The sequence below is a fragment of the Cryobacterium sp. TMT1-66-1 genome, from assembly GCF_004403435.1.
Taxonomy (GTDB): domain Bacteria; phylum Actinomycetota; class Actinomycetes; order Actinomycetales; family Microbacteriaceae; genus Cryobacterium; species Cryobacterium flavum.
Genome location: NZ_SOGP01000006.1, coordinates 39,432 through 63,248 on the forward strand (window position 1 = coordinate 39,432; position 23,817 = coordinate 63,248).

Here is a 23,817-nt window from a genome sequence, read left to right on the forward strand (position 1 = left end):
CGCGTGACTAGCTGCGGCCGAGGCGGCGGCGCAGCAGGTCGATGCGCATCTGCAGCTGGGTGACGCTGGCCTGGGCGACGGCGGGCCCGCCACAGATACGCCGCATCTCGGCGTGGATCATGCCGTGCGGTTCATTGGCGAGCTTCGACCACATGCCGACCAGGCTTGACAACAGCGTGCGCTGTTCCTTGAGGGTGCGGTACAGGGGCGGCGGCTCGAGCGGGCCGATTTCACCGGTCACCGGGTCTTTGCGTTTGTCGGTTGACCGTTTGGACTGTCGGGATTGGCGCTGCCGCAGCAGCTCGGAGACCTGCTCGGGCTCGAGCAGGCCCGGAATGCCGATGAAGTCGAACTCCTCGTCGGTGCCCGGCTCGGCCAGCTCACCGAATTCGTCACCGTCGAACATGACCATGTCGAAGATGGCCTGGGAATCGAGGGCCTGCCAGGTGAAATCGTCCAGGCCGAGGTCATCAGACGCTTTCTCCTCCTTGTTGGCCGCGGCGACCATGGCGTCTTCGGGGTTGTACATTCCATCGTCGCCGTTCTCCCGATTGCTGCGGTCGAGGGCATGGTCGCGTTCCAGTTCGAGCGAGTTCGCAAGGCTGAGCAGCCCGGGAACGTTCGGCAGAAAAATGGATGCCGTCTCACCGCGTCGCCGCGCCCGCACGAACCGGCCGATCGCCTGGGCGAAGTACAGCGGCGTGGCCGCGCTCGTCGCGTAGACGCCGACGGCGAGGCGCGGAACGTCGACGCCCTCCGACACCATGCGCACAGCGACCATCCAGCGGCGGGTGTTCTTGGAGAACTCGTCGATGCGGTCGCTGGCCTCCTTCTCGTCGGAGAGCACGATGGTGACCGGCTCGCCACAGATGTCCTCGAGGATGACGGCGTAGGCACGTGCGGTGGTCTGGTCGGTGGCGATAACGAGACCACCGGCATCCGGTATGCCGTGCCTCACCTCGGTCAAGCGAGAGTTGGCCGCGCGCAGCACGGACGGAATCCACTGGCCGCTCGGCTCGAGCGCGGTGCGCCAGGCCTGGCTGGTGATGTCCTTGGTGTTGCCCTCGCCGAGCTTCGCTTCCATCTCGTCGCCGGCCCTGGTGCGCCACTTCATGTGCCCGGCGTAGACCATGAACATCACCGGACGTACGACGCCGTCGGCCAGGGCGCGGCCGTAGCCGTAGGCGTAGTCGCTCTGCGACATGCGGATGCCGTGTTTATCGGGCAGGTAGCTGACGAACGGGATCGGTGACGTGTCAGAGCGGAACGGGGTGCCGGTGAGGGAGAGTCGCCGGGTGGCCGGCCCGAACGCCTCGCGGATGGCGTCGCCCCAGCTGAGGGCGTCTCCCCCGTGGTGGATTTCGTCGAGAATGACGAGGGTGCGGCTGGATTCGGTGAGCTGCTTGTGCAGGGCGGCCCGGGCGGCAACCTGCGCGTAGGTCACGACGACGCCGTGGTAGTGGCTGCCGTAGCTGCGGTCAGCGTTCTTGAACATCGGATCCAGACGGATGCCCGCGCGCGCCGCGGCATCCGCCCACTGGTTCTTGAGATGCTCAGTCGGCGCCACGACGGTGATGCGATCGATGGTGCGCCGGGATCGAAGTTCGGCAGCGAGTCGCAGGGCAAACGTGGTCTTGCCGGCACCCGGCGTGGCTGCGGCCAGAAAATCGCGCGGTTCGTGCACGAAATAGGCTTCCAGTGCTTCGGCCTGCCAGGCGCGCAGCTTGCCTGCGGTGCCCCAGGCCGCGCGTTCGGGAAAGGACGGCGACAGGTGTTCGGCTGCACTCGTTCCCTGTGCGGGACCGAAAACCGATGGAGTATTCACTTCTGACAAATCTACCAAAGCCCACCGACGTTCGCGTCCGCACTCAGGTTCGACGAGCGCGACAATGTTCAGACACAATGGTCTGATGACGAAGCAACAGCATCCATGGTCGCGCTACGTCGCGCTCGGCGATTCATTTACCGAGGGCATCGGCGATCCGGAACAGCAGAGCCCCGGCGGGCACCGAGGCTGGGCCGACCGGGTCGCCGAGATTCTCAGCGTCGGCACGGAGGACTTCGCTTACGCCAACCTCGCCGTGCGCGGCAAACTGATTCGACAGATTGCCGATGAGCAGATCGAGCCGGCTCTGGCGCTGCGCCCCGATCTGATCACCATCTCGGCCGGCGGCAACGACGTGATTCGCCCGGGAACCGACCCGGACGCCATCGCGGCGCGCTGTGACGACGCTATTTCCCGGTTGACCAGCGACGGCGCGACGGTCGTGCTGTTCACCGGCGCCGATGTGGGCTTCTCCCCCGTGTTTCGCAGTATCCGCGGCAAGGTCGCCATCTATAACGAAAACATTCGCGCGGTCGCCACGAAGTACGACTGCATCGTGGCCGATATGTGGCAGCTCACCGAGATTCAGGACCCACGCATGTGGGCACCCGACCGGTTGCACTTGAACGCGCTCGGGCACCACACGGTCGCTCGTATGGTCTTGCAGACCCTCAACGTGAAGAATTCTCTTGCACCGAGCGAACCCGAGCCGATGCCGGGCACCACCTGGCGTCAGGCACGTACGGAAGACCTCGCCTGGGCCAGGGAATACCTCGTTCCGTGGGTGCTGCGCCGGGTGCGCCACCAGTCCTCCGGCGACCACGTGCTGCCCAAGCGGCCTGACGCCGGCCCGTTCACGCTCCCCACGGTCTGAGCGCCCGGGTCAGCCGGCGGCGAGTTCGCCGGGGTGCCCCATGCGCCAGGCCGGACCGGGATCGGCCAGAGTCTGGTGGAGTTCGAGCGGCACCGATACGGTCGTCGGCGTTGCCCCACCGATCGTGAACGACACCGTACCTACCTCGTCCCCGGCCCGGCCGAGCTGCACATCCTCTGCCGTCACCCCTCCAGTGATCGGCGAGTCCGACCAGACCAGAACGGATGCCGCCCGCTCGGCCACGATGTCGCTCTCGTCACCCCACTGGGTCGTATAACTGCCGAACACGGCGCCTTCCTCGGCGAGGACGACGTCGTGAAAACCGGGTTGCACGCTCTCGATCAGCGCGGCGATCGCCGAGTTGAGTTCGGAGTGCGTGTCACCGCCGAGCACCACCCCGACCAGGGTGACCGTGCTGGTGCCGACGGTGAAGTCGGTTGAGAATAACAGGCAGGCGCCGGCGACATCCGTTGTCCCGGTCTTGATACCGTCGACGCCATCGCGCCCCAGCAGCTTGTTGGTGTTGGTGATGGTTCCGATGACCGGCAAGACCGCCGAGGGCAGGGCCACGATTTCGGCGAGGGCGGGGTGGCCGACGACGAGTTTGCCGATCTCGACGAGGTCGGCCGGGCTGCTCACGCTCGACGTGGACAGGCCGCTGGTGTCGGTCACAGTGGTCTGGGTCAGGGCGTTGGCGGCGAGCCAGGTCTTCGCTGCCGCCAGGTAGCCGTCGATCGATCCGAAGGCCCATACCGCGAGGGAGGCCGCGTAATTGTTGGCCGATGGCAGCAGCATCGCTTCGAAGGACTCGCGCTGGGTGAGTACCATTCCGGAGACGACCGGAGCGACCGAGCCGTTCTCGGCGATCACGTCGTAGTAGATGTCCACGTCGGCATCGGTGAACGTGATGTCCGGCCCGGCCTCGCCGGCGCCGAGCGGTTTCGCGTCCAGGATGACGAGGGCGGTGACCATTTTGGTGATGCTCGCGATCGGTACCGTGTCCTGAGCGCCGCTCGAGGCCAGAACGCCCGGGAAGCCGACCGCACCGATGGCGCTCTCGCCAAAAGCCGGCCAGGTCGGGGCAGCTACCGGCGGGGTGAGCGATGCCGGTTGAACGAGATCGGCTGCGCTCGCCGGCACGGGGGCCAAGTTGGTGGCACCGACGTAGCCGATAACGCCCACGACTACGAGGAGAATGCTGAAGACGGCGAGCCTGCGGCGCCGGAGGAGGACACGCCGGGAGGGAGACATCCGTTCAGCCTAACTTCTTCGCTGGGTGAAACCGGTCCGGTCGGCCCGGGTGTTCACGCGCGAACGCGCAGGGCGTAGAGTGCGACCGCGCTTGCCGAGGCGACGTTGAGCGAGTCGACGCCGTGCAGCATGGGAATTGTCACGACCGTGTCGGCGGCGGCCAGCGCGTGCTGGCTGAGCCCGTCGCCCTCGGCGCCGAGGATGATGGCGAGTCGTTCGGGTGTGGTCTCGGCGAACACGTCGAGCGAGACCGCGTTGTCCTCTAGCGCCAGGGCTGCCAGGTGGAAGCCGGCGGCGTGCAGCAGCGGGGTGGCCACGCTCCACTCCGGCAGTCGGGTCCACGGGACCTGCAGCACAGTGCCCATGCTCACGCGCACGCTGCGTCGATACAGTGGATCGGCACAGCGCGGCGTGATCAGCACGGCGTCGGCGCCGAGTCCGGCCACCGAACGAAAGATGGCACCGACGTTGGTGTGGTCGACGATGTCCTCGAGAATCACGATTCGGCGGGCCGTCTTGATCAGTGCTTGGACCGGTTGCAGTGCCGGCCGGTGCATGGCGGCGAGGGCTCCGCGGTGCAGGTTGTAGCCGGTGAGCTGCTCGAGCACGCTGGCCTCACCCACGTAGACGGGCACGTCAGGCCAGTCGGCCAGAAGCCGCTCGGCGTCGGGCATCCACTGTTCCTGAATCAGCAACGACCGTGGTCGGTGTCCGGCGTTCAGCGCCCGGGCGATCACTTTGGGTGACTCAGCGATATACAGGCCGCCGGCCGGTTCGAGAACACGCCGGAGGGCGACATCGGTCAAACGCGAATAGTCGGCGAGACCCGGGCTGGACAGGTCGGTGATGCGGGTGATCTGCACGAAGAAGTGCCTTCCGAGATGAGTGGTTGAGCTCAAGCCTGACAGGTGGGTAGTCAAACCGGAAAACAGACGAGTTTAGACTCAAGGGACGGGCAGCTGTTTCTGCTCGCCCTGGTACGAAAGGAGCGCCGATGACCGCCGATTCGGCCCAGCCCAGCGACACGGCTGCGCACGGCACCGCTGCGGACGGCACGGTGTTGGTCGACGCGCTTGAGCCCGCCGACGCCCCCGATACCGCCGCAGCGCTGGCCTCCGCTGTCGCGCTCGATTCGGAACGGGCAGTGGATGCTGTCGCCGCTCTGCTGCGCGGCAAACGCGCCGCCGTTCTCACCGGCGCCGGCCTCAGTACCGATTCGGGAATTCCGGACTATCGCGGCGCGGGCGCACCGACGCGAACCCCGATGAACTTTCAGACCTTCGTCGCCGATGAACGGTCCCGCAAACGCTACTGGGCCGGCAGCCACCTGGGCTGGAGGGTGTTTCACCAGGCCGAACCGAACCTGGGACACCGCTCGCTCGTTCAGCTTGAGAGCGCCGGCGCCATTGCCGGAGTGATCACCCAGAATGTCGACGGCCTGCACACTCGCGCCGGTTCACGCCATGTGGTCGAGTTGCACGGTTCCCTCGACCGGGTGATCTGTCTGGCCTGCGGTCAGGCCTTCGGCCGTGACAGCATTGCGGCGCGGCTGGAAAAGGACAACCCCGTGCTCCGCGACCCGGAGAGCATTCGGATCGCTCCCGACGGCGATGCCGATGTGGGGAATATCGACGACTTCGTGGTTCCGGCGTGCACGGTTTGCGGGGGAATGCTCAAGCCGAACGTGGTGTTCTTCGGCGAGCTCGTTCCGACGGAAACGTTTCTGGAGGCATCCGCTTTGATCCAGAGCGCTGACGCCCTCATCGTGGCCGGGTCCTCGCTGGCGGTGAATTCCGGCATCCGCTTGGTCGAACAGGCACGCCGGCGCAAGCTGCCGATCATTGTCATTAACCGTGGCGTGACCAAGGGTGACGGGCGTGCCCTGCACAAGCTCGAGGCCGGTACCTCGGAAACCCTCGCCGCACTCGCCGAACGTCTGCTGGGCTGACCGCGCGTGTCTGCCCAGCGAAGTCCCGATCCGTCGGGTGAATCCGCGACGACCACGTTCTCGATCGTGCGTCATGGCCAGACGGACTGGAACCTGCATCACCGCATCCAGGGCAGCACGGATATCCCCCTCAACGCGACCGGGCGAGCCGAGGCCGCTGCCGCTGCCGAGCGGTTACAGTCGCGGCGCTGGGACGCCATCGTGAGCAGCCCGCTCCTTCGCGCTTCTGAGTCCGCCCACATCATCGCGGCCGAGCTCGGACTGAGCGAACCACTCATCGTTCCCGCCCTCACCGAACGCCACCACGGGGCCATCGAAGGGCTCACCTTCGCCGAGCGTCAGCATCGCTTTCCCGATGGTGTCGTTGTTCCGGGATTAGAGACTCGGCGCGATGTCGTTGATCGGGTGCTCGCCGCCCTCGCGACCCTGGCGGCCGGGCGAGCCGGGCAGCGTGTGCTCGTGCTCAGCCACGGCGGCATCATCGGCACGCTGCTACGCCATGTCACCGAGGGTGAGCGACCCCGGCACGGCGAATTCATCGCGAACGGGTCCGTGCACGATTTTCGGTGGCAGAACGACCAGCTGCTGCTGACCCACTTCGACGCGACCACCCGGTCTCCCGGCGACCGCGGTGAGGCCGCAGCCTCCCCGGTGCTCTGACCTGTTCCTAACCGCACGGATGCCACGCGTCACGCTGGACTTGCGCCAGTGCGCGGGAGAACAGGTCTGGCCACAACTCCAGCGCTACGCGAGGCGCTCGACCTGCGCCGCTGCGCGCGGGTTGCGCCTCCCGCGCAACTGCGCAGCTCCCGCGCGGCGTGAAATGCAGCTACGGAGTAGTCGGAACGGTTCCCTCGAGCACGTCGAGCAGGGTACGGGCCGACGCCGCCCAGGTAAAGCGGGCCGCCTGTTCGATCGACAGCGCGGAGCGCGTTGCCCACTCCCCCGGCTCCGCGAGATTCCGAACGGCCGCAGTAATGGCATCGGCACTGCGCGGGTCGAAGTACAGCGCCGCGTCGCCGCCGATCTCGCGAAAGATCGGAATGTCACTGACCACGACGGGGATACCCAAACTCATCGCCTCGACCAGGGGAATACCGAAGCCCTCATCGAGCGACGCGGTGGCGAGGGCGGTAGCCGAGCGCACCAGGGCGTGGTAATCCTCATCGGTCACCCCGTCGTGAAAGACCAGCCGGGCTTGCGGAGCCAGGCGGGTCAGCCGGTTTCGCTCGGTCGCCGACACCCGGCTGAGCAGGTGCAGTTCGTACTCGGGCAGGTCGGCCAGGGCCAGCACGAGAGTGTCGAGGTTCTTGTACGGCATGAAGGAGCCCATATAGATTAGGCGGGTGGTTTCCGCGATGCTCCGATGACTCGGGATGCCCGGAACGGTGTCGGCGGCGTTCGGCACCACGGTGACCGGACGCCGGGTGAGATGGTGCTCATTGATCAGTGAACGGGTGGTCTCGGACACCGTCACGATGCCGTCGGCGCCGTTCAGCAGCATCCGTTGTGGCCACCAGGAGAGGTGGTAGACCCGCCAGAGCAGCCTGATAAACGGCGACAGGTCACGCGGGGGCGTGCGATTGCGATAGTAGATAAGGTCGTGCACGGTCAGGAATAACCGGTACTTGCGGCCCCAGGAACCCATAGTCTGCATCGGGCTGAACACGACGTCGGGCTTCAGCCGGTTGACCGAGAGCGCGATGAGTGGTTCGAGCAGGCTGGTCGGGGCGCGCACCAGCTGCCACGGCAGCGCAGGCAACATGTCGAGTTGACGATGGTCGCTGATGAGCATCATGAGCGGATGCAGGCGGCCCAGTTCGGTCACAAGCCCCGCCGTGTAGCGGCTGATGCCGTCGTGGTGGTCGAAGCGAACGTAACGGCAGTCGACGACAATTCTCATAGCGCCAGCTCCTCAGCCATGAATTCCCGGATGAACAGTGCGGCCGGTTGTGGCTGTTCGTAGTGGATGAGGTGCCCGACGTTGTTGATAACCCGCAACCTGGCGTTGGGAAAGAGCGTCTGCAGTCGATATTGCGCCGCGAGTGGCGTGATGTCGTCCTTGTCGGCCGCGATCAGCAGCGTCGGCTGAAGGATGCGGGTAGCGAACTCGCTCACATCGTGACTGACCGACGCCGTGAACGCATTCATGACGACCCGGCGGTTGGCAAAGGCACTGAAATAGCGGTCGTGCTGATTGTGGATCCAGCGACGCAGAGCCGGATCGTGCGTCTTGGCCATGCTCACGCTCATGATGCGCACGATGGCACGGTTCTGCAAGAGCGCGTAGCCCCAGCGCTCCGGCAATTTCGCCGCTGCCCAGTAGTAGAACACAGCAAGCCGGGTCAGCACTCCGCGCGGCCCCGACAGGGCCGGCGCGGCGATCGGATTGACCAGGATGATCTCGTCGGCGGTCAGCCCCGCTGCGGCTGCCGCCGCGACCACAATCGAACCGAAAGAATGGCCCAGTACCACTAGCCGCCCGGTCGGGGCGAGCACGCCGAGGAATTCCTCGAGCCAGCGGGCGTACGCCGCGAGGGAATGAACCCCGTCGTGGAGCGGGGCCGATTCGCCGAAACCCGGCAGGTCGGGTGCCAGGATGCGCAGCGCCGGCGAGTGTGGGTCGTCGCTGAGCAACTCGGCCACGACCAGCTGCAGACCGTGGTGGTCGCCACGAAAGCCATGCACCAGCACGAGCGTTGTGGGCGCGGTGGGGTCGCCGTAGTCCCAGTACCGCGTGTCACTGCTCTGCCCGTCGGTGCCGGGAACGGATGCGGTGAGCGCGAGTACCGGGAGGCTCTGCAGAAGCTTGTCGTAGGGAGAAGAAACGATCATCGGCCCTAGTTTAGGCGCGTGACTTACGCAAGGCTGGACGTGCACCGGGGTGGTCGATCTAGACTCTAGCCACCATTTGCATCGAGAGAGCCCTTTGCCGGGACGGAAGGAAAGCCGTGAGCTTTACCGCACCCATTCAGTTGCCCGGTTTGGCCCTCGATCCGCGGTGGTATCGCCGAGCCGTCTTCTACGAGGTGATGGTGCGTTCGTTTGTCGACAGCAATGCCGACGGCTCCGGCGATCTGTCCGGCCTGGTATCGAAGCTTGATTACCTGCAATGGCTGGGCATCGACGCCCTGTGGATTCCGCCGTTCTTCAACTCCCCGCTGAAAGACGGCGGCTACGACGTTTCCGATTACCGAACCATTCTTCCGGAATTCGGCACCCTCGAGGAGTTCAAAGACCTCGTCACCAAGGCGCACGAACGCAATATGCGCATCGTGATCGACTTTCCGCTCAATCACACCTCCGACCAGCACGAGTGGTTTCAGCAGTCCCGCGAGGATCCCGACGGGCCGTACGGGGACTTCTACGTCTGGAGCGACACCGACGAGCGGTACCCGAATATTCGCATCATCTTCACCGACACCGAAGAATCGAACTGGGCCTTCGACCCGGTGCGGCGCCAGTTCTTCTTCCACCGGTTCTTCTCGCACCAGCCCGACCTCAACTTCGAACTCCCGGCCGTGCAGGATGCCATCTTCGATGTCATTCGCTTCTGGCTCGATCTCGGTGTCGACGGCTTTCGGCTGGACGCGATCCCGTACCTGTTTGAATCCGAGGAGGGCAACGGCGAGGGCGAACCGCCGACGCACGAATTCGTCAAGCGGCTCCGCGCCATGGTCGATCGTGAATATCCCGGCCGGGTCATGATCGCCGAGGCCAATCAGTGGCCGCGCGAAGTCGCCGCCTTCTTCGGCACCGAGGACGAACCGGAATGCCATATGGCGTTCGACTTTCCGGTGATGCCGCGCATCTTCTATTCCCTGCGCTCGCAGCAGGCCAACGAACTCGTGCGGGTGCTCTCCGAGACCACCGACATTCCCGACGGCGCCGGCTGGGGCGTGTTTCTCCGCAACCACGACGAGCTCACCCTGGAAATGGTCAGCGAGGAATACCGGCAGGCCATGTACGGCTGGTACGCCTACGACCCACGGATGCGCGCCAATATCGGCATTCGCAGGCGACTGGCACCGTTGCTCGACAACTCGCGCGCCGAACTGGAGCTCGCCCACGCCCTGTTGTTCGCCCTGCCCGGCAGCCCGTTTCTGTACTACGGCGACGAGATCGGCATGGGCGACAACATCTGGCTTCCCGACCGGGACAGTTCCCGCACACCGATGCAGTGGACCCCCGACCGCAACGCCGGCTTTTCCGATGCCGACCCGGGCAAACTGTTCCTGCCAATCGTGCAGTCTCTCGTCTACAACTTCACGCAGACCAACGTGGAATCCCAGCTGGCCCAGTCCGGTTCGCTGCTGCACTGGATTCGCAATGTCATCCACGTGCGCAAGGCCCATCCCACCTTTGGACTCGGCAAGATTCGTGTTCTCAAGACCACCCACGAATCGGTCCTCGTGTTCACCCGCAGCTACGCCGGCTCGGGCTCCATGTTCGGCGACCAGCCGGAAACGGTGATGTGCGTGTTCAGCTTCTCGCACAACCCGGTCGCCTTTACCATCGAGGATGTCGACATGGCCGGAACCCGGCTGTACGACCTGTTCGGCGGTGCGGTGTTTCCCAGCTTCAACGAGGAAGGTTCGCTCACACTCACCCTCGGCGCCCAGAGCTTCTACTGGTTGCACTGCGGCTGAGGGCGTGGGTCATTCCGCACCGTGACGAACTTCGCGTGAACGGTCATTGTCGCGCTTGCGCGCGCGACGTAGGCTTGGGATAAGCAATCCGTCGCAAACGCTCTGGAGGCCGGTCGTGGCTGAATGGTCTAGTTCAGAAGGCGGAGTCGAGGACACAGCCCTGTGCGCCCATTTTCTTGACCTTTTGCCCGTGAATGGTGCTGCTGTCTCCGTTTTCGGCGGTGCGATGCCCGAATCGATCGTGTGTGCCACCGATCGCCTTGCTGCTCGCCTCGACGAGCTGCAGTTCGATCTCGGGGAAGGTCCCCGTTGGGAGGCGGCTCGCACCCGGCTGCCCGTTTTGGAGCCTCGAGTACGTGAGGCAGAGCATCCGCTGTGGCCGGTTTTTCACACCGCGCTGATGGAGACGACGGTCGAGGCGCTGTACGTTTTCCCGCTCACTCTCGGAGCGCTCGACGTCGGCATCGTCGAGCTGTACAGCACGACAGCAGGGGTACTGGATCGCGCGGACCGCGCCAAAGCGCTGGTCCTGGCCACCGAGACCGCCTGGAACCTGCTCGACCACTTGTTGCGGGTGCAGTCGGCCGAAGCAGGCGAAACGTCCGTGACGTCAACGGCATCCCAGGCCTCCACGGGGTCGCCCCTGTCGCGACGGGAAATTCATCAGGCCATCGGCATGGTGCTGGTGCAGATGAACGTCACACCGACGGATGCCCTGTTGCTGCTTCGCGCGCACGCCTTCGCCCACGGAATAACGGTGCGCGCCGTCGCGGGAGACGTGGTCGCAAGGCGGCTGCAATTCAGCCAGGAAACTGACTAGGTAAAAACTGACGAAATACCACAAAATGTCTTAGAATTTTTTCATGGTCACTATGACTCGCGCGTCACTGGTGAGCGCCGCCTTCGTGAGATTGACGGACACTCTGGTGAGCGAATATGACGTTCTCGACGTGCTGCATACCCTCGTCGAAGAATGCGTCGAGTTGCTCGACGCGACCGCGGCCGGCCTGCTGCTGGCCGATCCGAGCGGAGAATTGCAGGTCGTCGCCTCGACCAGTGAAGAGAGCTACCTGGTCGAAGTTATGCAGCAGCAGGCTGGAGCTGGACCGTGCGTCGACTGCTTCCTCACTGGAAAAGTCGTCACGATCGGCGATCTTAAAGATTCCGGCGACAAGTACCCCGACTTCACGGAAGCCGCGTTGTCCCAGGGCTTCCGTTCCGTGCATGCCATTCCGATGCGGGTACGCGATCGCACGATTGGCGCACTCAACCTCTTTCGCACCGATACCGGTGACGTCACGCCTGAAGACGCCGCCATCGGGCAGGCGATGGCCGATGTCGCAACCATCAGTATCCTGCAGGAACGCACCGTGCGCGAAGACCCCGTCGTCAACGAGCAGCTGCAACGAGCGCTGAACAGCCGCATCCTGATCGAACAGGCCAAGGGCGTCATCGCGCAGATCAGCACGGTTGACATGGACCAAGCCTTCAAGCGACTCCGAGCGGATGCACGCGCCCGCAACCAGACAATGCGGGAGAGCGCTGAGAACGTCATCAACCGGCGTATTCAACTCTGATTTCGCACGCGTGACCCCGCCGTTCGTCACAGCGCGGCCCGCACCGTCGGGTGGCGCGGAAGAATGTCGGTGGTCCCCCCTAGGGTGGAAGTATGAGCACCTGGAGCGATCACCTCGCCGTATTCGACCTTGAAACCACCGGAATCGACGTGGAAACCTGCCGCATCGTGTCGGCCACCGTCGCCGTTCTCGACGCGAGCGGCACCGCCGTGGAACGCATCGATTGGCTGGTTGATCCGGGCATTGACATTCCGGCCGGAGCGACCAGCGTTCACGGCATCACGACAGAGCAGGCCGTAGAACACGGTCGGGTCGCCGCGGAGGCTGTAGCCGAGATCGTCACAGCCCTGCGCGGGCATCTGAGCGACGGCCTGCCCATCGTGGCCTACAACGCCCCCTACGACCTCACCCTGCTCGATCGTGAAGCCGTGCGCTACGGCATCGCCCCGCTGGACTCCCCCAGTCCCGTCGTCGATCCCCTGGTCATCGACAAGGCCGTCGATAAGTATCGCAAGGGCAAGCGCACCCTCGAGGTCACCAGCGCGTTCTATGGTGTCTCACTGGACGATGCCCATGATGCCGGAGCCGATGCGATCGCCGCCGGTCGTGTCGCCCAGGCCATTCACCGGGCCCACGAGGGCGCTCTGCCCGCCACTCTCGACGAGATGCACGCGCTGCAGGTCACCTGGTACCGCCAGCAGGCCGAAAGCTTTCAGGAGTACATGCGGCGCGGTCGCGACCCAGAATTTCTAGCGGACACCGCCTGGCCCCAGCGCTGACGCAGATCGGAACAGACACAAAAAAGCGACCAGCCTGGGCTGGTCGCTTTTCTTGCAGTACCTAGTGCTTGCAGTACCTAGTGCTTGCAGTACCTAGTGCGTGCAGTACCTAGTGCGTGCAGTACCTGGTGCTATTTGCCGAAGCCCTTGTAGCGCGAGTTGAACTTCTCCACGCGGCCGGCGGAGTCCATGATGCGCTGCTTGCCCGTGTAGAACGGGTGCGACTCGGAGGAGATTTCCACGTCGATAACCGGGTACGTGGTTCCGTCTTCCCACTCGATGGTCTTCTTGCTGGAGACCGTCGAACGGGTCAGGAAGGTCGCGCCGGAGGCGAGGTCGCGGAACACGACCGCAGCGTACTCGGGGTGGATGTCAGACTTCATGAAGATTTCCTTTTGCACTTCTGGTGAACAGACTTGTAACTGGTCACAGTGCTGTTCGATTGTTGGGCCCCGCCGTCTGGGACGACGACAAGCTGGTTGGCCAGATGGCCAGCCACTAACTTTAGCAGAAAGAGCGCGTGATCGACGGCCCTCGCGCGGAGTCTAAGGTCAGACCGCACGCGCAGAGTAGCGGCCGTCGGTCTCGGACAGTTCGACCGCGAGGCCGAAAGTCTCGGTCAGGGCTTCGGCGGTCAACGCTTCGGCAATGGGCCCGGCGGAGACGACCTTGCCGCCCGACAGCAACAGCACGTGGGTAAATCCGAGCGGAATCTCTTCGACGTGGTGGGTGACCATGATGATGGCCGGGGAGTTGGGTTCCTGGGCAAAACCGCTGAGCAGCTGAAGAAGCGATTCCCGGGCGCCGAGATCGAGGCTCGCAGCGGGCTCGTCCAGCAAAAGAATTTCGGGGTCGGTCATGACCGAGCGGGCAATCTGCACCCGCTTCTGTTCGCCGTCACTCAGCGTGCCGAACTTGCGGTCAGCGAGGTGGTCGAGATTCCACTCCTGCAGCACGCGCTGGGCTCGTCGCTCGTCGATGGTTTCGTATTCCTCGTTCCACCGGCCGGTGACCGAATAGGCCGCCGTCATGACAACGTCGAGGACCTTTTCTTGGACCGGGACCTTGCGAGCCATGGCGGTCGAGGCGAACCCGATGCGGGGCCGCAGCTCGAAGACATCCGTTCCACCGAGCGTCTCATCGAGCACTTCGGCCTGACCGGTCGACGGGTGCATGAAAGCCGCGGCGATCTGCAGCAACGTGGTCTTGCCGGCTCCGTTCGGGCCGAGAATGACCCACCGTTGGTCGTCATCGACGCTCCAATTCACTGAGTCGAGGATGGTGGTGCCACCCCGGACGACCGAGACGTCGGTGAAATGCAGAACGTTGACCATACAGCCATGTTATCGGGCGGGGCCAGTGCAGAAAGACGCCGGGCCCGCCCCAATGGCGAGCCCGACCCCCCTACGGCCCGTCAGAGCAGCGAGGCGTAGATCTCCCGGGTGCGGGTGGCGATCTGGCTCCAGCCAAATTCCCGCTCGGCGCGCAGACGACCGGCGCGTCCCATTTCGGCGGCGCGGGCCGGGTCGCTCACAACTTCGGTGAGTGTTCGGGCGAGGTCGGCGACGAACTGATCGGGGTGCAGCGGGGTGCCCGTGCCGTCGGTGAGCTGCTCGATCGGTACCAGCCGCCCGGTCTGGCCGTCGGCGACGACCTCGGGGATACCGCCGGTTGCGGTACCGACGACTGCGAGTGAGCAGGCCATGGCTTCGAGGTTGACGATTCCGAGGGGTTCGTAGATGGACGGGCAAACGAAGACCGTGCCGTGGGTGAGTACCGCAGCAAGCTCGGGCTGGGCGAGGAGCCGGTTGATCCAGACCACACCGGACCGCTCGCGTTGCAGGGCCTCGACACCGGCCGACACTTCAGCCAGAATCCCCGGGGTGTCGGGCGCACCGGCGCACAGCACGAGCTGCACCTCGGGCGGCAGCTGGGCGGCGGCGCGCAAGAGGTAGGGCAGCCCTTTCTGCCGGGTGATGCGACCGACGAAGACAACGGATGGCCGGTCAGGGTCAATCCCCAGGCTCCGCACAAAATCTTCGTTCGGGGTCGGCTTCCAACGCTCGAGGTCGATGCCGTTGTAGACGGTGTGCACCCGTCTCGCATCGAGTGCCGGATAGCTACGCAGGATGTCGCGACGCATGCCGTCGCTGACGGCGATGACGGCATCCGCTGCTTCAAAGGCTGTTTTTTCGATCCAGCTCGACACTCGGTAGCCGCCGCCGAGCTGCTCCGCTTTCCACGGGCGCAGCGGTTCAAGACTGTGGGCGGTGACGACGTGCGGAATACCGTGCAGCATCTTCGCGAGGTGTCCGGCCGCATTGGCGTACCAGGTGTGAGAGTGCACCAGATCGGCTCCAGCGGCGTCCTGGGCCATTTGCAGGTCGACGCCGAGGGTGCTCAGTGTGGCGTTGGCGTCTACCAGCTGCGCGGGTACCGCATAGGCAAAGGTGTCGATATCCGAGCGCGGCGCGCCAAAGCACCGCACCGACACGGCAATGTCTTCACGGAGCGCTCGTACGAGCTCTGTGACGTGCACGCCCGCTCCCCCGTAGATCTCCGGGGGGTATTCCTTGGTCATCAGATCCACTCGCATGGAGCAAAGGTAGCGCAGCCGGGCCCGACCCACACCCCGCGGTGCTAGTCGACCTGCCTGGTTGGCCCTACTCTGTACACATGAAGGCCAAGAAGATCTTTGGAATCGTTCTCGCCGGTGGCGAGGGAAAACGGCTAATGCCGCTGACCGAGGACCGGGCCAAGCCCGCCGTCCCCTTTGGCGGGCATTACCGCCTGGTGGACTTTGCCCTGTCCAATCTGATCAATTCCGGCGTCACCCAGATCGTAGTGTTGACCCAGTACAAGTCACACAGCCTCGACCGCCACGTCTCCCAGACCTGGCACGTCTCCGGCGGGTTGTTCAACTCGTACATAGCCTCCGTGCCGGCGCAGCAGCGCCTTGGCAAACGCTGGTTCAGCGGATCGGCCGATGCCATTTTGCAGAGCCTGAACCTCATTCATGATGAAAAACCCGACATCGTCGTCGTCGTCGGTGCCGATCACGTCTACCGCATGGACTTCAGTCAGATGATCGACGCCCACATCGCGTCGGGATTGGCAGCCACGGTCGCCGCCATTCGCCAGCCGATCGGCCTGGCCGACCAGTTCGGGGTCATCGAAGTGGATGCCGCCACTCCCGATCGCATCCTGGACTTTCGCGAGAAGCCCAAGGATGCCGTCGGGCTCGCCGACGCCCCGCACGAAGTGTTCGCCTCGATGGGCAACTATGTCTTCAACACCGATGCCTTGATCGAGGCGGTGCTGCGCGATGGTGAGCGTACCGACTCGAGTCACGACATGGGCGGCGATATCATTCCCGATTTCGTTTCTCGCGGGGATGCCGGCGTGTACGATCTGCAGCGCAATGAGGTCCCCGGTTCCACCGATCGCGACCGGTACTACTGGCGCGATGTCGGAACCATTGATTCGTTCTTCGAAGCCCACCAGGACCTCATCTCGGCCCTTCCGGTATTCAACCTGTATAACCAGCAGTGGCCGATCTTCAGCATGCAGCTGAACTCTCCGCCGGCGAAATTCGTCCGTGACGGACGGGGCGCCCTCGGCACCACGATCGACTCGATCGTCTCCCTCGGCTGCGTCATCTCGGGTGCACACATCGAGCGCAGCGTTCTCGGGCCGTGGACCTCGATCGGTTCGGCCTGCGAAGTCGTCGACTCCATCGTGTTCGACCGCGTGCAGATCCGCCCGGGAGCGATCGTGCGCCGGGCAATCCTCGACAAGGAAGTCATCGTCGAGCCCGGTGCCACGGTCGGTGTCGATCGCGATCGTGACCTGGCACGCGGCTTCAGCGTGACCGAATCCGGCATCACCGTCGTCGGTAAGGGCGTGCTCGTTACTCCGTGATCCTTAGCTCCGCATCAACTTTTCTGGTCGTGCTCGACGCCGACTCCACCCTGATCCAGGACGAAGTGATCGAACTGCTGGCGGATGCCGCCGGCTCACGTGAACTCGTCGCCGACGTCACCGAGCGCGCGATGCGCGGCGAACTCGACTTCGCCGACAGCCTGCGCGAACGGGTTTTGACCCTGGCGGGGCTTCGGGACACCGTTTTCGCCGAGGTGGGGCGGCGCATCCGCCCGACCGAGGGAGTGCACGAACTGATCGCCGGCATTCACGCTGTCGGGGGCGTCGTGGGGGTGGTCTCCGGCGGTTTTCATGAGCTGCTCGACCCGCTCGCGGCCGACCTGGGCCTGGACCACTGGCGGGCCAACCGACTCGAAGTGGAAGGCGGCTACCTGACCGGGCGGGTGCTCGGCCCGATCATCGACGCCGAGGCAAAAGCCGTCGCCCTGCGTGAATGGGCCGCCCAGCGCCGCGTCATTCTGTCGCAGACGATCGCCGTCGGCGACGGCGCGAACGACCTGCGAATGATGGACGCGGCCGGACTCGCCGTCGCGTTCAATGCCAAGCCGCGGGTGAAGCGTGAGGCCGACCTCGTAATCGAGAACTGCAATCTCAGCCAGGTACTGCCGCTGCTCGGTCTGCGCGGCTGACACGACCGTCGCCATGCATGGGCTGGGCCTAGTGGCCCATGCCCAGGCCGCCATCCACAGGAATGACGGCACCCGAAATGTACGCGGCGTCATCGCCGGCCAGCCAGGTGACGACACGAGCGACTTCTAACGGAGTGGCAAAACGGCCGGCCGGGATATTGCGCTTGTAGTCAGCCTGCTGTGCTTCGGGCAGGGCGGCGGTCATGTCGGTCTCGATGAAACCGGGAGCGACGACGTTGGCCGTGATCCCACGGGCACCGAGCTCACGGGTAACCGAGCGGGCCAGGCCAACCAGGCCGCTCTTCGACGCCGAGTAGTTCACCTGCCCGGCAGAGCCATAGAGACCGACAACGCTCGAGATGAGAACGATGCGTCCGAAGCGAGCCTTCAGCATCCCCTTGCTGGCACGCTTGACGACGCGGAATGCGCCGCTGAGGTTGGTGTCGATGACCGAGGTGAAGTCATCCTCCGACATGCGCATGAGCAGGGTGTCGCGGGTGATCCCGGCGTTGGCCACGACGACCTCGACCGGGCCGTAGGTCGCTTCGATCTGGGTGAACGCGGCATCGATCGACGCGGCATCCGTTACGTCGGCACGTACGGTGAGGCTGCCGGCCGGTCCGTGCCCGGACCGCGAAGTGACGGCCACGCGGTGTCCCTGGGCGAGGAATTCTTCCGCGATGGCAAATCCGATGCCGCGGTTGCCGCCGGTGACGAGCACTGTTCGAGCCGTTGTCATGAAGTTCCAAGTCTGTTGATTGCTGTGATGTGGGGGTTGCAGGGTGCAACGCTACGAAATACCCGGCAGATTCAAGTTTAAGGCGTGCGACAATCCGGCCGTACAGACGTAGGCTTATTGAGGTGGATTTTCCCCCAGTGAAGAAACCGACGACGAACCCGATGGACCTATGAAGCAGCAGTCGATCACCTCGCTCCCCGCCTCCCCGGAGGTCGAACGACGCAACCGGATGATCAAATATTCCATTGCAATGGGCGTGCGTGTCATTTGCATTGTGCTGATGCTTTTTGTGCAGGGCTGGTGGCTGGTGATCTGCGCGCTCGGTGCCATTCTTCTTCCGTACTTCGCCGTCGTGGTCGCGAACGTGAAGATTGCGCCCCGCGGAGCCGAAGTATTGCGGCCTGGTGGCGTCGAGATCTATACCGGCACCGACACCCGTTCCTCCGACGACGAGGTCAAGTGAGTGCTCGCGCGGCTGCTTCACCCGGCCCCATGATCGGGCTGGGCGCGCCCCTGCAATCCTCAACCTGCTCGCGGGCCGACTGCCGCAATACGGGAACGTGGCGGCTGGACTGGCGCAACCCGCGCATCCACTCGAGCGATCGGGTCAAAACCTGGCTGGCCTGCGATGAGCACGTCGACTACCTGCGGGAATTTCTGGCCGCGCGCGATTTTCCCCTCACTGTGAGCCCGCTTGACACCTCACCAGAGCCCGCCGGAGATGCGCGATGACGGGCTGGAAGTTCGCCTTCAGCCGCCGCTGGGCCGGGTATCTCGCGCTCACCATACTCTTTGCGGCGGTGTGTTCCGGCCTCGGCGCGTGGCAGCTTGCCCGGCGCGACGAGGCCCTCACCGAACTGTTCAAGATCGACTCCAACTTCGACTCAAACCCGGTCCCGGTCACCGAGGCGCTGCCCGACCTGACCGCCTTTGACGAATCCCAAAAGTGGATGCCGGTTGAACTGAAAGGCACCTACGTCACCGCCGACGAGATGCTCGCGCGGAACCGCCCGCTCAACGTCAATCCGGGCTTTGAGGTGCTGACCCCGCTGCTGCTCACCGACGGCACCATCTTCATCGTCGACCGCGGCTGGCTGCCCACCGGGCAGGAACAGGACGCACCCGACACGGTGCCGGCTCCGCCGAGCGGAACGGTGACCGTTGTCGCCCGGCTCAAGGCCAGCGAACCCGACCTCCCAGGCCGTACCGCCAACGGCGACCAGGTCGCGACGATCAATCTCACCACCATTGCCGCGCGGCTCGACCAGCCCACCTATACCGGCGCTTATGGCCTGATGGACACCGAGAGCCCGGCCGCTACCGAGAAGCGCCCGGCCGCCGTCGTGAAGCCGATCCGCGACGAAGGCCCGCACCTCTCGTATGCGTTCCAGTGGTTCGTTTTCGGCCTCCTCGCCTTCATCGGCCTCGGTTGGGCGCTGCGCGAGGAATATCGCAGTGTGAACGCCGAAGATCCCGACGAACGCGAACGCGCCGATGAGCGTTCCCGCAAACGGGCGGCGAAACCGCGCAATGACGCCGAGATCGAGGATGAGCTGCTCGACCGGCAGCTGACCTAGAGCACTTCAGGCGACTGCACGGTCGTGCTGCCGGGTCTCGATCGGCTCATCGAGAAGTGCACGGTAGACCCGGATCAGAGACGCTGCCGAGCGAGTCCAGTCCAGCCGAAGCGCATGCTCGCGAGCGGCCTGGGCCAGTTCGCCCGCCCGCGTCGGGTCGGTTAGGATCTGCGCCATCGCATCGGCCCAAACCTGCGGATCGCGGGAGTCCAGAACGAGTCCGGTGATTCCGTCGACGACCGCCTCGCGCAATCCCCCGGCCGCCGAAGCAACGACCGGTACGCCGCTCGCGGCCGCTTCCAGTGCCACCAGACCGTAGGTCTCCGAGTGCGACGGTACGAGCACCAGCCGGGCACCGCGAAACAGTTCTGCCAGGTTCGCGTGGGACTGTGCACCGACAAATCGAATGTCGGACAGGCCGGCCCCTTCAGCGAGCTGGCGGAGCTCCTCAACGTAACCGGCATAGTCGACCGAGGCATCGCCGGCAATTACCAGCTCGGGTCGGCGGTCCTGTGGAAGCGCTGCGATGGCGTGAATGGCCAGATCAAGGCCTTTCAGCGGTTGTAGCCGTGCCGCGACGACGACGTAGCCATCGGTGGTCGCACTGGCCGGCGGCTGGCGAAGACGCGCTGGTGAAAACAGCCGGCTGTCCACTCCCGGGAGCACGATGCTGGTTCGGTTAGCCCGGCCCCCGAGCCGCCCGGAAATCGTAGCGGCCTCGGCCGCACTGATCGCGACCAGGGAATCCGATTCGCGAGCGAGCCAGGCCTCGCCGAGCATCCGTCCCGGCGATTCGGCTCGTTCGCCGGCCGACAGCGGGCTACCGTCCTCGGCGGCGATGCTGTGAAAGCTTTGCACGTGCGGAATGCCCCAGGTTCGCGCGACCGGCAGCGCGGCCATGCCGGAGAACCAGTGATGCGAGTGGATGATGTCGTACGGTTCGAGGGCGGCCAGTTCGGCCGAGAAATCACCGATGAACGCTTCGTGCTCGCCCTTGCTCACCGGAACGGCCGGGCCAGCATCGAGAAACTGCAGGGTCACGCGCGGCGCAAGCCGCTGCCGGTGGGGCTGCGCGGCGGACGACCGTCGGGTGAGGACAGTCACCGTGTGACCGAGCGCTCCGAGAGCCTCGGCCTGGTGACGCACCACCACGTTCATTCCGCCGGCGTCGCCCGCGCCCGGATCGGTACCCGGCGAGGTGTGCAGGCAGACCAGCGCGATGCGCAATGGTTTTTCGAGCGGGAACACGCACGGGTCCTTTTCTTCAGGCGAACCGGCACCACCCATGCCGAATCAGTGTGGGTGGTTAGGACAGCTCGATCAGGTCGAGGTAGTCCTTGTTCCAGTGGTCCTCCGTGCCCTCGGGCATGATCAGCACGCGCTCGGGGTTGAGAGCCTGTACGGCACCCTCATCGTGGCTGACCAGAACGACGGCGCCGGCATAGTGCGCGAGGGCGTCGAGGATCTCTTCGCGGCTGGCCGGGTCGAGGTTGTTAGTGGGCTCGTCGAGCAGCAGCACGTTGGCGCCGGAGACCACGATCATGGCCAGGGCCAGTCGGGTCTTCTCGCCACCGGACAGCACACCGGCGGGCTTGTTGGAGTCGTCACCGGTGAACAGGAACGAACCGAGTACCCGGCGGGCTTCCATCTCGGTGATGCTGGGCGAGGACGAGACCATGTTCTCCAGCACGCTGCGCTTGACGTCGATGGTCTCGTGTTCCTGCGCGTAGTAGCCGATGCGCAGGCCGTGGCCGGGTTCGATCGAGCCAGTATCGGACTCGTCGACACCGGCGAGCATGCGCAGCAGCGTGGTCTTGCCTGCACCGTTGAGGCCGAGGATGACCACCTTGGAGCCACGGTCGATCGCGAGGTCGACGGCCGTGAAGATCTCGAGCGAACCATAGCTTTTCGACAGGTCCTTGGCCATGAGCGGTGTACGACCACAGGGTGCCGGCTCTGGAAAGCGCAGCTTGGCGACGCGTTCGACGGCACGCACGGCGTCCAGCCCGGAAAGGAGCTTCTCGGCGCGCGCCACCATCTGGTGGGCGGCGGCGGCCTTGCTGGCCTTTGCGCCGAACTTAGCGGCCTGAAGTTGCAGGGTCGAGGCCTTCTTCTCCGCGTTGGAGCGTTCCTTCTTGCGACGGTCGGCATCCGCCGTGCGCTGGAGCAGGTAGTTCTTCCAGTTCATGTTGTAGATGTCGATCATCATGCGGTTGGCATCGAGGTAGAACACTCGGTTAACCGTTTCGCCGACGAGCTCGATGTCGTGGCTGATGATGATGCAGCCGCCCTTGTAGTTCTTGACGAATTCGCGCAGCCAGGCCACCGAGTCGGCGTCGAGGTGGTTGGTCGGTTCGTCGAGGATCATCATCTCGGCGGCCGAGAACAGAATGCGGGCGAGCTCAATACGACGACGCTGACCACCAGAGAGAGTGCTGAGGGCCTGGTCGAGAATGTGGTCCGGCAGTTTCAAGTTGCTGGCGATCGAGGCGGCTTCGGCCTCAGCGGAGTAGCCGCCCAGTCCGTTGAACTCGTCGGTCAGCCGACCATACTTCTTCATGGCGGCTGCGGCGATCTTGGGATCGGGGTCGGCCATGGCCATGCTGGACTCGTGCATGCCGAGGGCGATGGTACCGAGGCCACGGGCATCCAGAATTCGGGTGCGGGCGAGCATGGACGGGTCGCCGGCGCGCGGGTCCTGGGGCAGGTAGCCGATCTCCCCCGAGTGACTGATCGAACCCTTGGTCGGGTTTGTCTCCCCCGCGAGCGTCTTCGTCAGGGTCGTCTTTCCGGCGCCGTTACGGCCGACGAGGCCGATCTTGTCGCCGCTCGCGACGCGGAAGTTGACGCCCTCCATGAGCACGCGGGCTCCAACGCGGATTTCGAGATCTTGCACGTTGAGCACAGCAATAGTCCATTCGAAGTGTTTGTACAGGTGTGAAGTGTGAGTTGGCCGAAGCGGTCCAACTCACTAGTATATTTGCCTTCAGGCTGTGCTCGGCACACAGGTGCCTACAGCAGGGCAGCCAGGAGCGATTTTTCCAGCCAGTTCAGGTAGGCCTCGGTCGACCAGCCGAGCGACAGAACGAGCGAGCGATAAGTGTGCGGATGGGCCAGCGCCCACATCGTCGCCGCGGCTTCGTGATCGCTCAGCCCTCCTCGCAGGCCGCGCTTCTCACGCAGTGCTGCCGCCACCTCGCCGAAGCCGTGCAGCCGTGCAGCATCGCGCTTCTGCTCGAATTCCCCCACATCCGGATCGACCACGGCAGCTTCGCTGACGATGCGCAGAATGCCCGAGGTGCGCTCATTCACGAGTGCGCTCGACCGCGCCAGAATACGGATGACCTCGGTCGCGGTACGCGCTTCGGCAATGCGTTCCCGGGTCGTGCCCGACAACAGCGCCGGGGCCCCCGGCTCAGCGGCAACCCGGTCGAGAACCGCGGCCAGCAGTTCGGCCTTCGACCCCACCGAGTTGTAGATCGTCTGTACGACCACGCCCGCCTCCCCCGCAATAGCCGCCACAGACGTACCGACATAGCCGCGCTCGAGCATGAGGCGCCCGGCCGCCATGACGATCTCCGCCCGCGTACTGGCCGCCTGGGCCGCGCGCCGCCGTATCGCTCCGTTTTCCCCTGTATTCATCCAACTAGCATACCGTTCTAGTCACTAGATCTAGCTGCCAGTGAGGATGCTGTTTTGGGAATTCGTCGTATGGTCGAGCGGCCCGATACTCTTACCGCGCTCCGCACCGGGGACATCTCCCTCCGCCATGCCCGCCGGCTGCTCGACCAGCTCGGTTCCGTGCCGCGGCCCGCCCGCAGCCAGCATCGTCCATCGGGCAGGCAGTCGGGTGGTCATGCTCAGGGGCGCGTGATCTTGCGACCGAAGGCCGCGAACGCGCCAAGTTCGGCACCGATGGCGGCGAGCACGTGTGCCGAAATGCTGAGACCGAGGGCCAGCCCGCGGTCCTCGACGACCTCGCTGTGATCAGCGCCAAGCCACGGGTGCATGAGACGCAGCCGCAACA

At 64.8% G+C, this 23,817-nt stretch carries 25 protein-coding genes; 12 read left to right on the forward strand and 13 right to left on the reverse strand.

The window, feature by feature from the left end; genetic code table 11:
• Positions 1 to 7: 7 nt before the first annotated feature.
• Positions 8 to 1,825: a DEAD/DEAH box helicase gene (locus E3T29_RS02635; protein ID WP_134343966.1), complete on the reverse strand. Its 1,818-nt coding sequence runs from the start codon at positions 1,823 to 1,825 to the stop codon at positions 8 to 10.
• Between the two features lie 85 nt (positions 1,826 to 1,910).
• Between E3T29_RS02635 and E3T29_RS02640 the strand changes: the two genes are divergently transcribed.
• On the forward strand, positions 1,911 to 2,699 hold the full coding sequence (locus tag E3T29_RS02640) for an SGNH/GDSL hydrolase family protein (protein WP_134343967.1): 789 nt from the start codon (positions 1,911 to 1,913) through the stop codon (positions 2,697 to 2,699).
• Between the two features lie 9 nt (positions 2,700 to 2,708).
• Here E3T29_RS02640 and E3T29_RS02645 read toward each other — a convergent pair whose 3' ends face one another.
• On the reverse strand, positions 2,709 to 3,950 hold the full coding sequence (locus E3T29_RS02645; RefSeq protein WP_134343968.1) for a D-alanyl-D-alanine carboxypeptidase family protein: 1,242 nt from the start codon (positions 3,948 to 3,950) through the stop codon (positions 2,709 to 2,711).
• A 53-nt stretch (positions 3,951 to 4,003) separates the two neighbouring features.
• Entirely contained in the window at positions 4,004 to 4,813 is an 810-nt protein-coding gene (locus E3T29_RS02650; RefSeq protein WP_134343969.1) for an RNA methyltransferase, read from the reverse strand.
• A gap of 197 nt (positions 4,814 to 5,010) precedes the next feature.
• On the opposite strand from E3T29_RS02650, the gene E3T29_RS02655 reads away from it, so the two are divergent.
• Together E3T29_RS02655 and E3T29_RS02660 are read left to right on the forward strand one after the other, a co-directional pair.
• On the forward strand, positions 5,011 to 5,898 hold the full coding sequence (locus tag E3T29_RS02655; protein WP_370449113.1) for a Sir2 family NAD-dependent protein deacetylase: 888 nt from the start codon (positions 5,011 to 5,013) through the stop codon (positions 5,896 to 5,898).
• 6 nt (positions 5,899 to 5,904) lie between these two features.
• Complete coding sequence (locus tag E3T29_RS02660; protein ID WP_092340134.1) at positions 5,905 to 6,558, forward strand: histidine phosphatase family protein; 654 nt, start codon at positions 5,905 to 5,907, stop codon at positions 6,556 to 6,558.
• A 169-nt stretch (positions 6,559 to 6,727) separates the two neighbouring features.
• On the opposite strand, the gene E3T29_RS02665 is transcribed toward E3T29_RS02660, so the two are convergent.
• Entirely contained in the window at positions 6,728 to 7,801 is a 1,074-nt protein-coding gene (locus tag E3T29_RS02665; RefSeq protein WP_134343971.1) for a glycosyltransferase family 1 protein, read from the reverse strand.
• Positions 7,798 to 8,733: an alpha/beta fold hydrolase gene (locus E3T29_RS02670; RefSeq protein ID WP_134343972.1), complete on the reverse strand. Its 936-nt coding sequence runs from the start codon at positions 8,731 to 8,733 to the stop codon at positions 7,798 to 7,800. The genes E3T29_RS02665 and E3T29_RS02670 overlap by 4 nt, the downstream gene beginning before the upstream one ends.
• A gap of 116 nt (positions 8,734 to 8,849) precedes the next feature.
• On the opposite strand from E3T29_RS02670, the gene treS reads away from it, so the two are divergent.
• The 4 genes from treS (at position 8,850) to E3T29_RS02690 (ending at position 12,903) form a co-directional block, all read left to right on the forward strand.
• The gene (gene treS / locus E3T29_RS02675; RefSeq protein WP_104090322.1) at positions 8,850 to 10,547 is read left to right on the forward strand and encodes a maltose alpha-D-glucosyltransferase; all 1,698 of its coding nucleotides are present in this window, start codon (positions 8,850 to 8,852) and stop codon (positions 10,545 to 10,547) included.
• A 115-nt stretch (positions 10,548 to 10,662) separates the two neighbouring features.
• Positions 10,663 to 11,367, forward strand: a complete 705-nt coding sequence (locus tag E3T29_RS02680; RefSeq protein ID WP_134343973.1) for a GAF and ANTAR domain-containing protein — start codon at positions 10,663 to 10,665, stop codon at positions 11,365 to 11,367.
• Between the two features lie 43 nt (positions 11,368 to 11,410).
• Complete coding sequence (locus E3T29_RS02685; protein ID WP_134343974.1) at positions 11,411 to 12,124, forward strand: GAF and ANTAR domain-containing protein; 714 nt, start codon at positions 11,411 to 11,413, stop codon at positions 12,122 to 12,124.
• Positions 12,125 to 12,216: 92 nt separating this feature from the next.
• Positions 12,217 to 12,903 (forward strand): exonuclease domain-containing protein, encoded by a 687-nt coding sequence (locus tag E3T29_RS02690; RefSeq protein ID WP_134343975.1) that lies wholly within the window; start codon positions 12,217 to 12,219, stop codon positions 12,901 to 12,903.
• 131 nt (positions 12,904 to 13,034) lie between these two features.
• Here E3T29_RS02690 and E3T29_RS02695 read toward each other — a convergent pair whose 3' ends face one another.
• From E3T29_RS02695 to glgA, 3 genes are all read right to left on the reverse strand, one after another.
• Complete coding sequence (locus tag E3T29_RS02695) at positions 13,035 to 13,286, reverse strand: type B 50S ribosomal protein L31 (RefSeq protein ID WP_092107894.1); 252 nt, start codon at positions 13,284 to 13,286, stop codon at positions 13,035 to 13,037.
• A gap of 168 nt (positions 13,287 to 13,454) precedes the next feature.
• Positions 13,455 to 14,237: an ABC transporter ATP-binding protein gene (locus E3T29_RS02700; RefSeq protein ID WP_134343976.1), complete on the reverse strand. Its 783-nt coding sequence runs from the start codon at positions 14,235 to 14,237 to the stop codon at positions 13,455 to 13,457.
• Between the two features lie 80 nt (positions 14,238 to 14,317).
• Complete coding sequence (gene glgA / locus E3T29_RS02705; RefSeq protein ID WP_134343977.1) at positions 14,318 to 15,499, reverse strand: glycogen synthase; 1,182 nt, start codon at positions 15,497 to 15,499, stop codon at positions 14,318 to 14,320.
• A gap of 80 nt (positions 15,500 to 15,579) precedes the next feature.
• Here glgA and E3T29_RS02710 point away from each other — a divergent pair, with 80 nt between their 5' ends.
• Together E3T29_RS02710 and serB are read left to right on the forward strand one after the other, a co-directional pair.
• Positions 15,580 to 16,824: a glucose-1-phosphate adenylyltransferase gene (locus E3T29_RS02710; protein WP_134343978.1), complete on the forward strand. Its 1,245-nt coding sequence runs from the start codon at positions 15,580 to 15,582 to the stop codon at positions 16,822 to 16,824.
• Positions 16,821 to 17,474, forward strand: a complete 654-nt coding sequence (gene serB / locus E3T29_RS02715; protein ID WP_241987603.1) for a phosphoserine phosphatase SerB — start codon at positions 16,821 to 16,823, stop codon at positions 17,472 to 17,474. The genes E3T29_RS02710 and serB overlap by 4 nt, the downstream gene beginning before the upstream one ends.
• Before the next feature lie 28 nt (positions 17,475 to 17,502).
• Here the strand turns inward: serB and fabG are convergent, their stop codons facing one another.
• Positions 17,503 to 18,213: a 3-oxoacyl-ACP reductase FabG gene (gene fabG, locus E3T29_RS02720; RefSeq protein WP_092340124.1), complete on the reverse strand. Its 711-nt coding sequence runs from the start codon at positions 18,211 to 18,213 to the stop codon at positions 17,503 to 17,505.
• 169 nt (positions 18,214 to 18,382) lie between these two features.
• Between fabG and E3T29_RS02725 the strand changes: the two genes are divergently transcribed.
• From E3T29_RS02725 to E3T29_RS02735, 3 genes are read left to right on the forward strand one after another with little or no spacing between them, the layout of a single operon-like run.
• Complete coding sequence (locus tag E3T29_RS02725; RefSeq protein WP_092340123.1) at positions 18,383 to 18,676, forward strand: DUF3099 domain-containing protein; 294 nt, start codon at positions 18,383 to 18,385, stop codon at positions 18,674 to 18,676.
• Positions 18,677 to 18,705: 29 nt separating this feature from the next.
• Positions 18,706 to 18,945, forward strand: coding sequence for a hypothetical protein (locus E3T29_RS02730; RefSeq protein WP_092340122.1), 240 nt, complete (start codon positions 18,706 to 18,708; stop codon positions 18,943 to 18,945).
• Positions 18,942 to 19,790 carry an SURF1 family protein gene (locus E3T29_RS02735; RefSeq protein ID WP_134343979.1) on the forward strand — a complete coding sequence of 283 codons (849 nt, stop codon included), beginning with the start codon at positions 18,942 to 18,944 and terminating at the stop codon, positions 19,788 to 19,790. Before E3T29_RS02730 ends, E3T29_RS02735 begins: the two co-directional genes overlap by 4 nt.
• Before the next feature lie 6 nt (positions 19,791 to 19,796).
• Here the strand turns inward: E3T29_RS02735 and E3T29_RS02740 are convergent, their stop codons facing one another.
• The 4 genes from E3T29_RS02740 to E3T29_RS19540 form a co-directional block, all read right to left on the reverse strand.
• Positions 19,797 to 21,038, reverse strand: a complete 1,242-nt coding sequence (locus E3T29_RS02740; RefSeq protein WP_241987604.1) for a glycosyltransferase — start codon at positions 21,036 to 21,038, stop codon at positions 19,797 to 19,799.
• Positions 21,039 to 21,096: 58 nt separating this feature from the next.
• A complete protein-coding gene (locus E3T29_RS02745; protein WP_092340119.1) occupies positions 21,097 to 22,695 on the reverse strand; it encodes an ABC-F family ATP-binding cassette domain-containing protein in 1,599 nt (532 codons plus the stop codon).
• Positions 22,696 to 22,802: 107 nt separating this feature from the next.
• The gene (locus E3T29_RS02750) at positions 22,803 to 23,432 is read right to left on the reverse strand and encodes a TetR/AcrR family transcriptional regulator (RefSeq protein ID WP_134343981.1); all 630 of its coding nucleotides are present in this window, start codon (positions 23,430 to 23,432) and stop codon (positions 22,803 to 22,805) included.
• A gap of 218 nt (positions 23,433 to 23,650) precedes the next feature.
• Complete coding sequence (locus E3T29_RS19540) at positions 23,651 to 23,800, reverse strand: hypothetical protein (protein WP_166789797.1); 150 nt, start codon at positions 23,798 to 23,800, stop codon at positions 23,651 to 23,653.
• Positions 23,801 to 23,817: the final 17 nt, after the last annotated feature.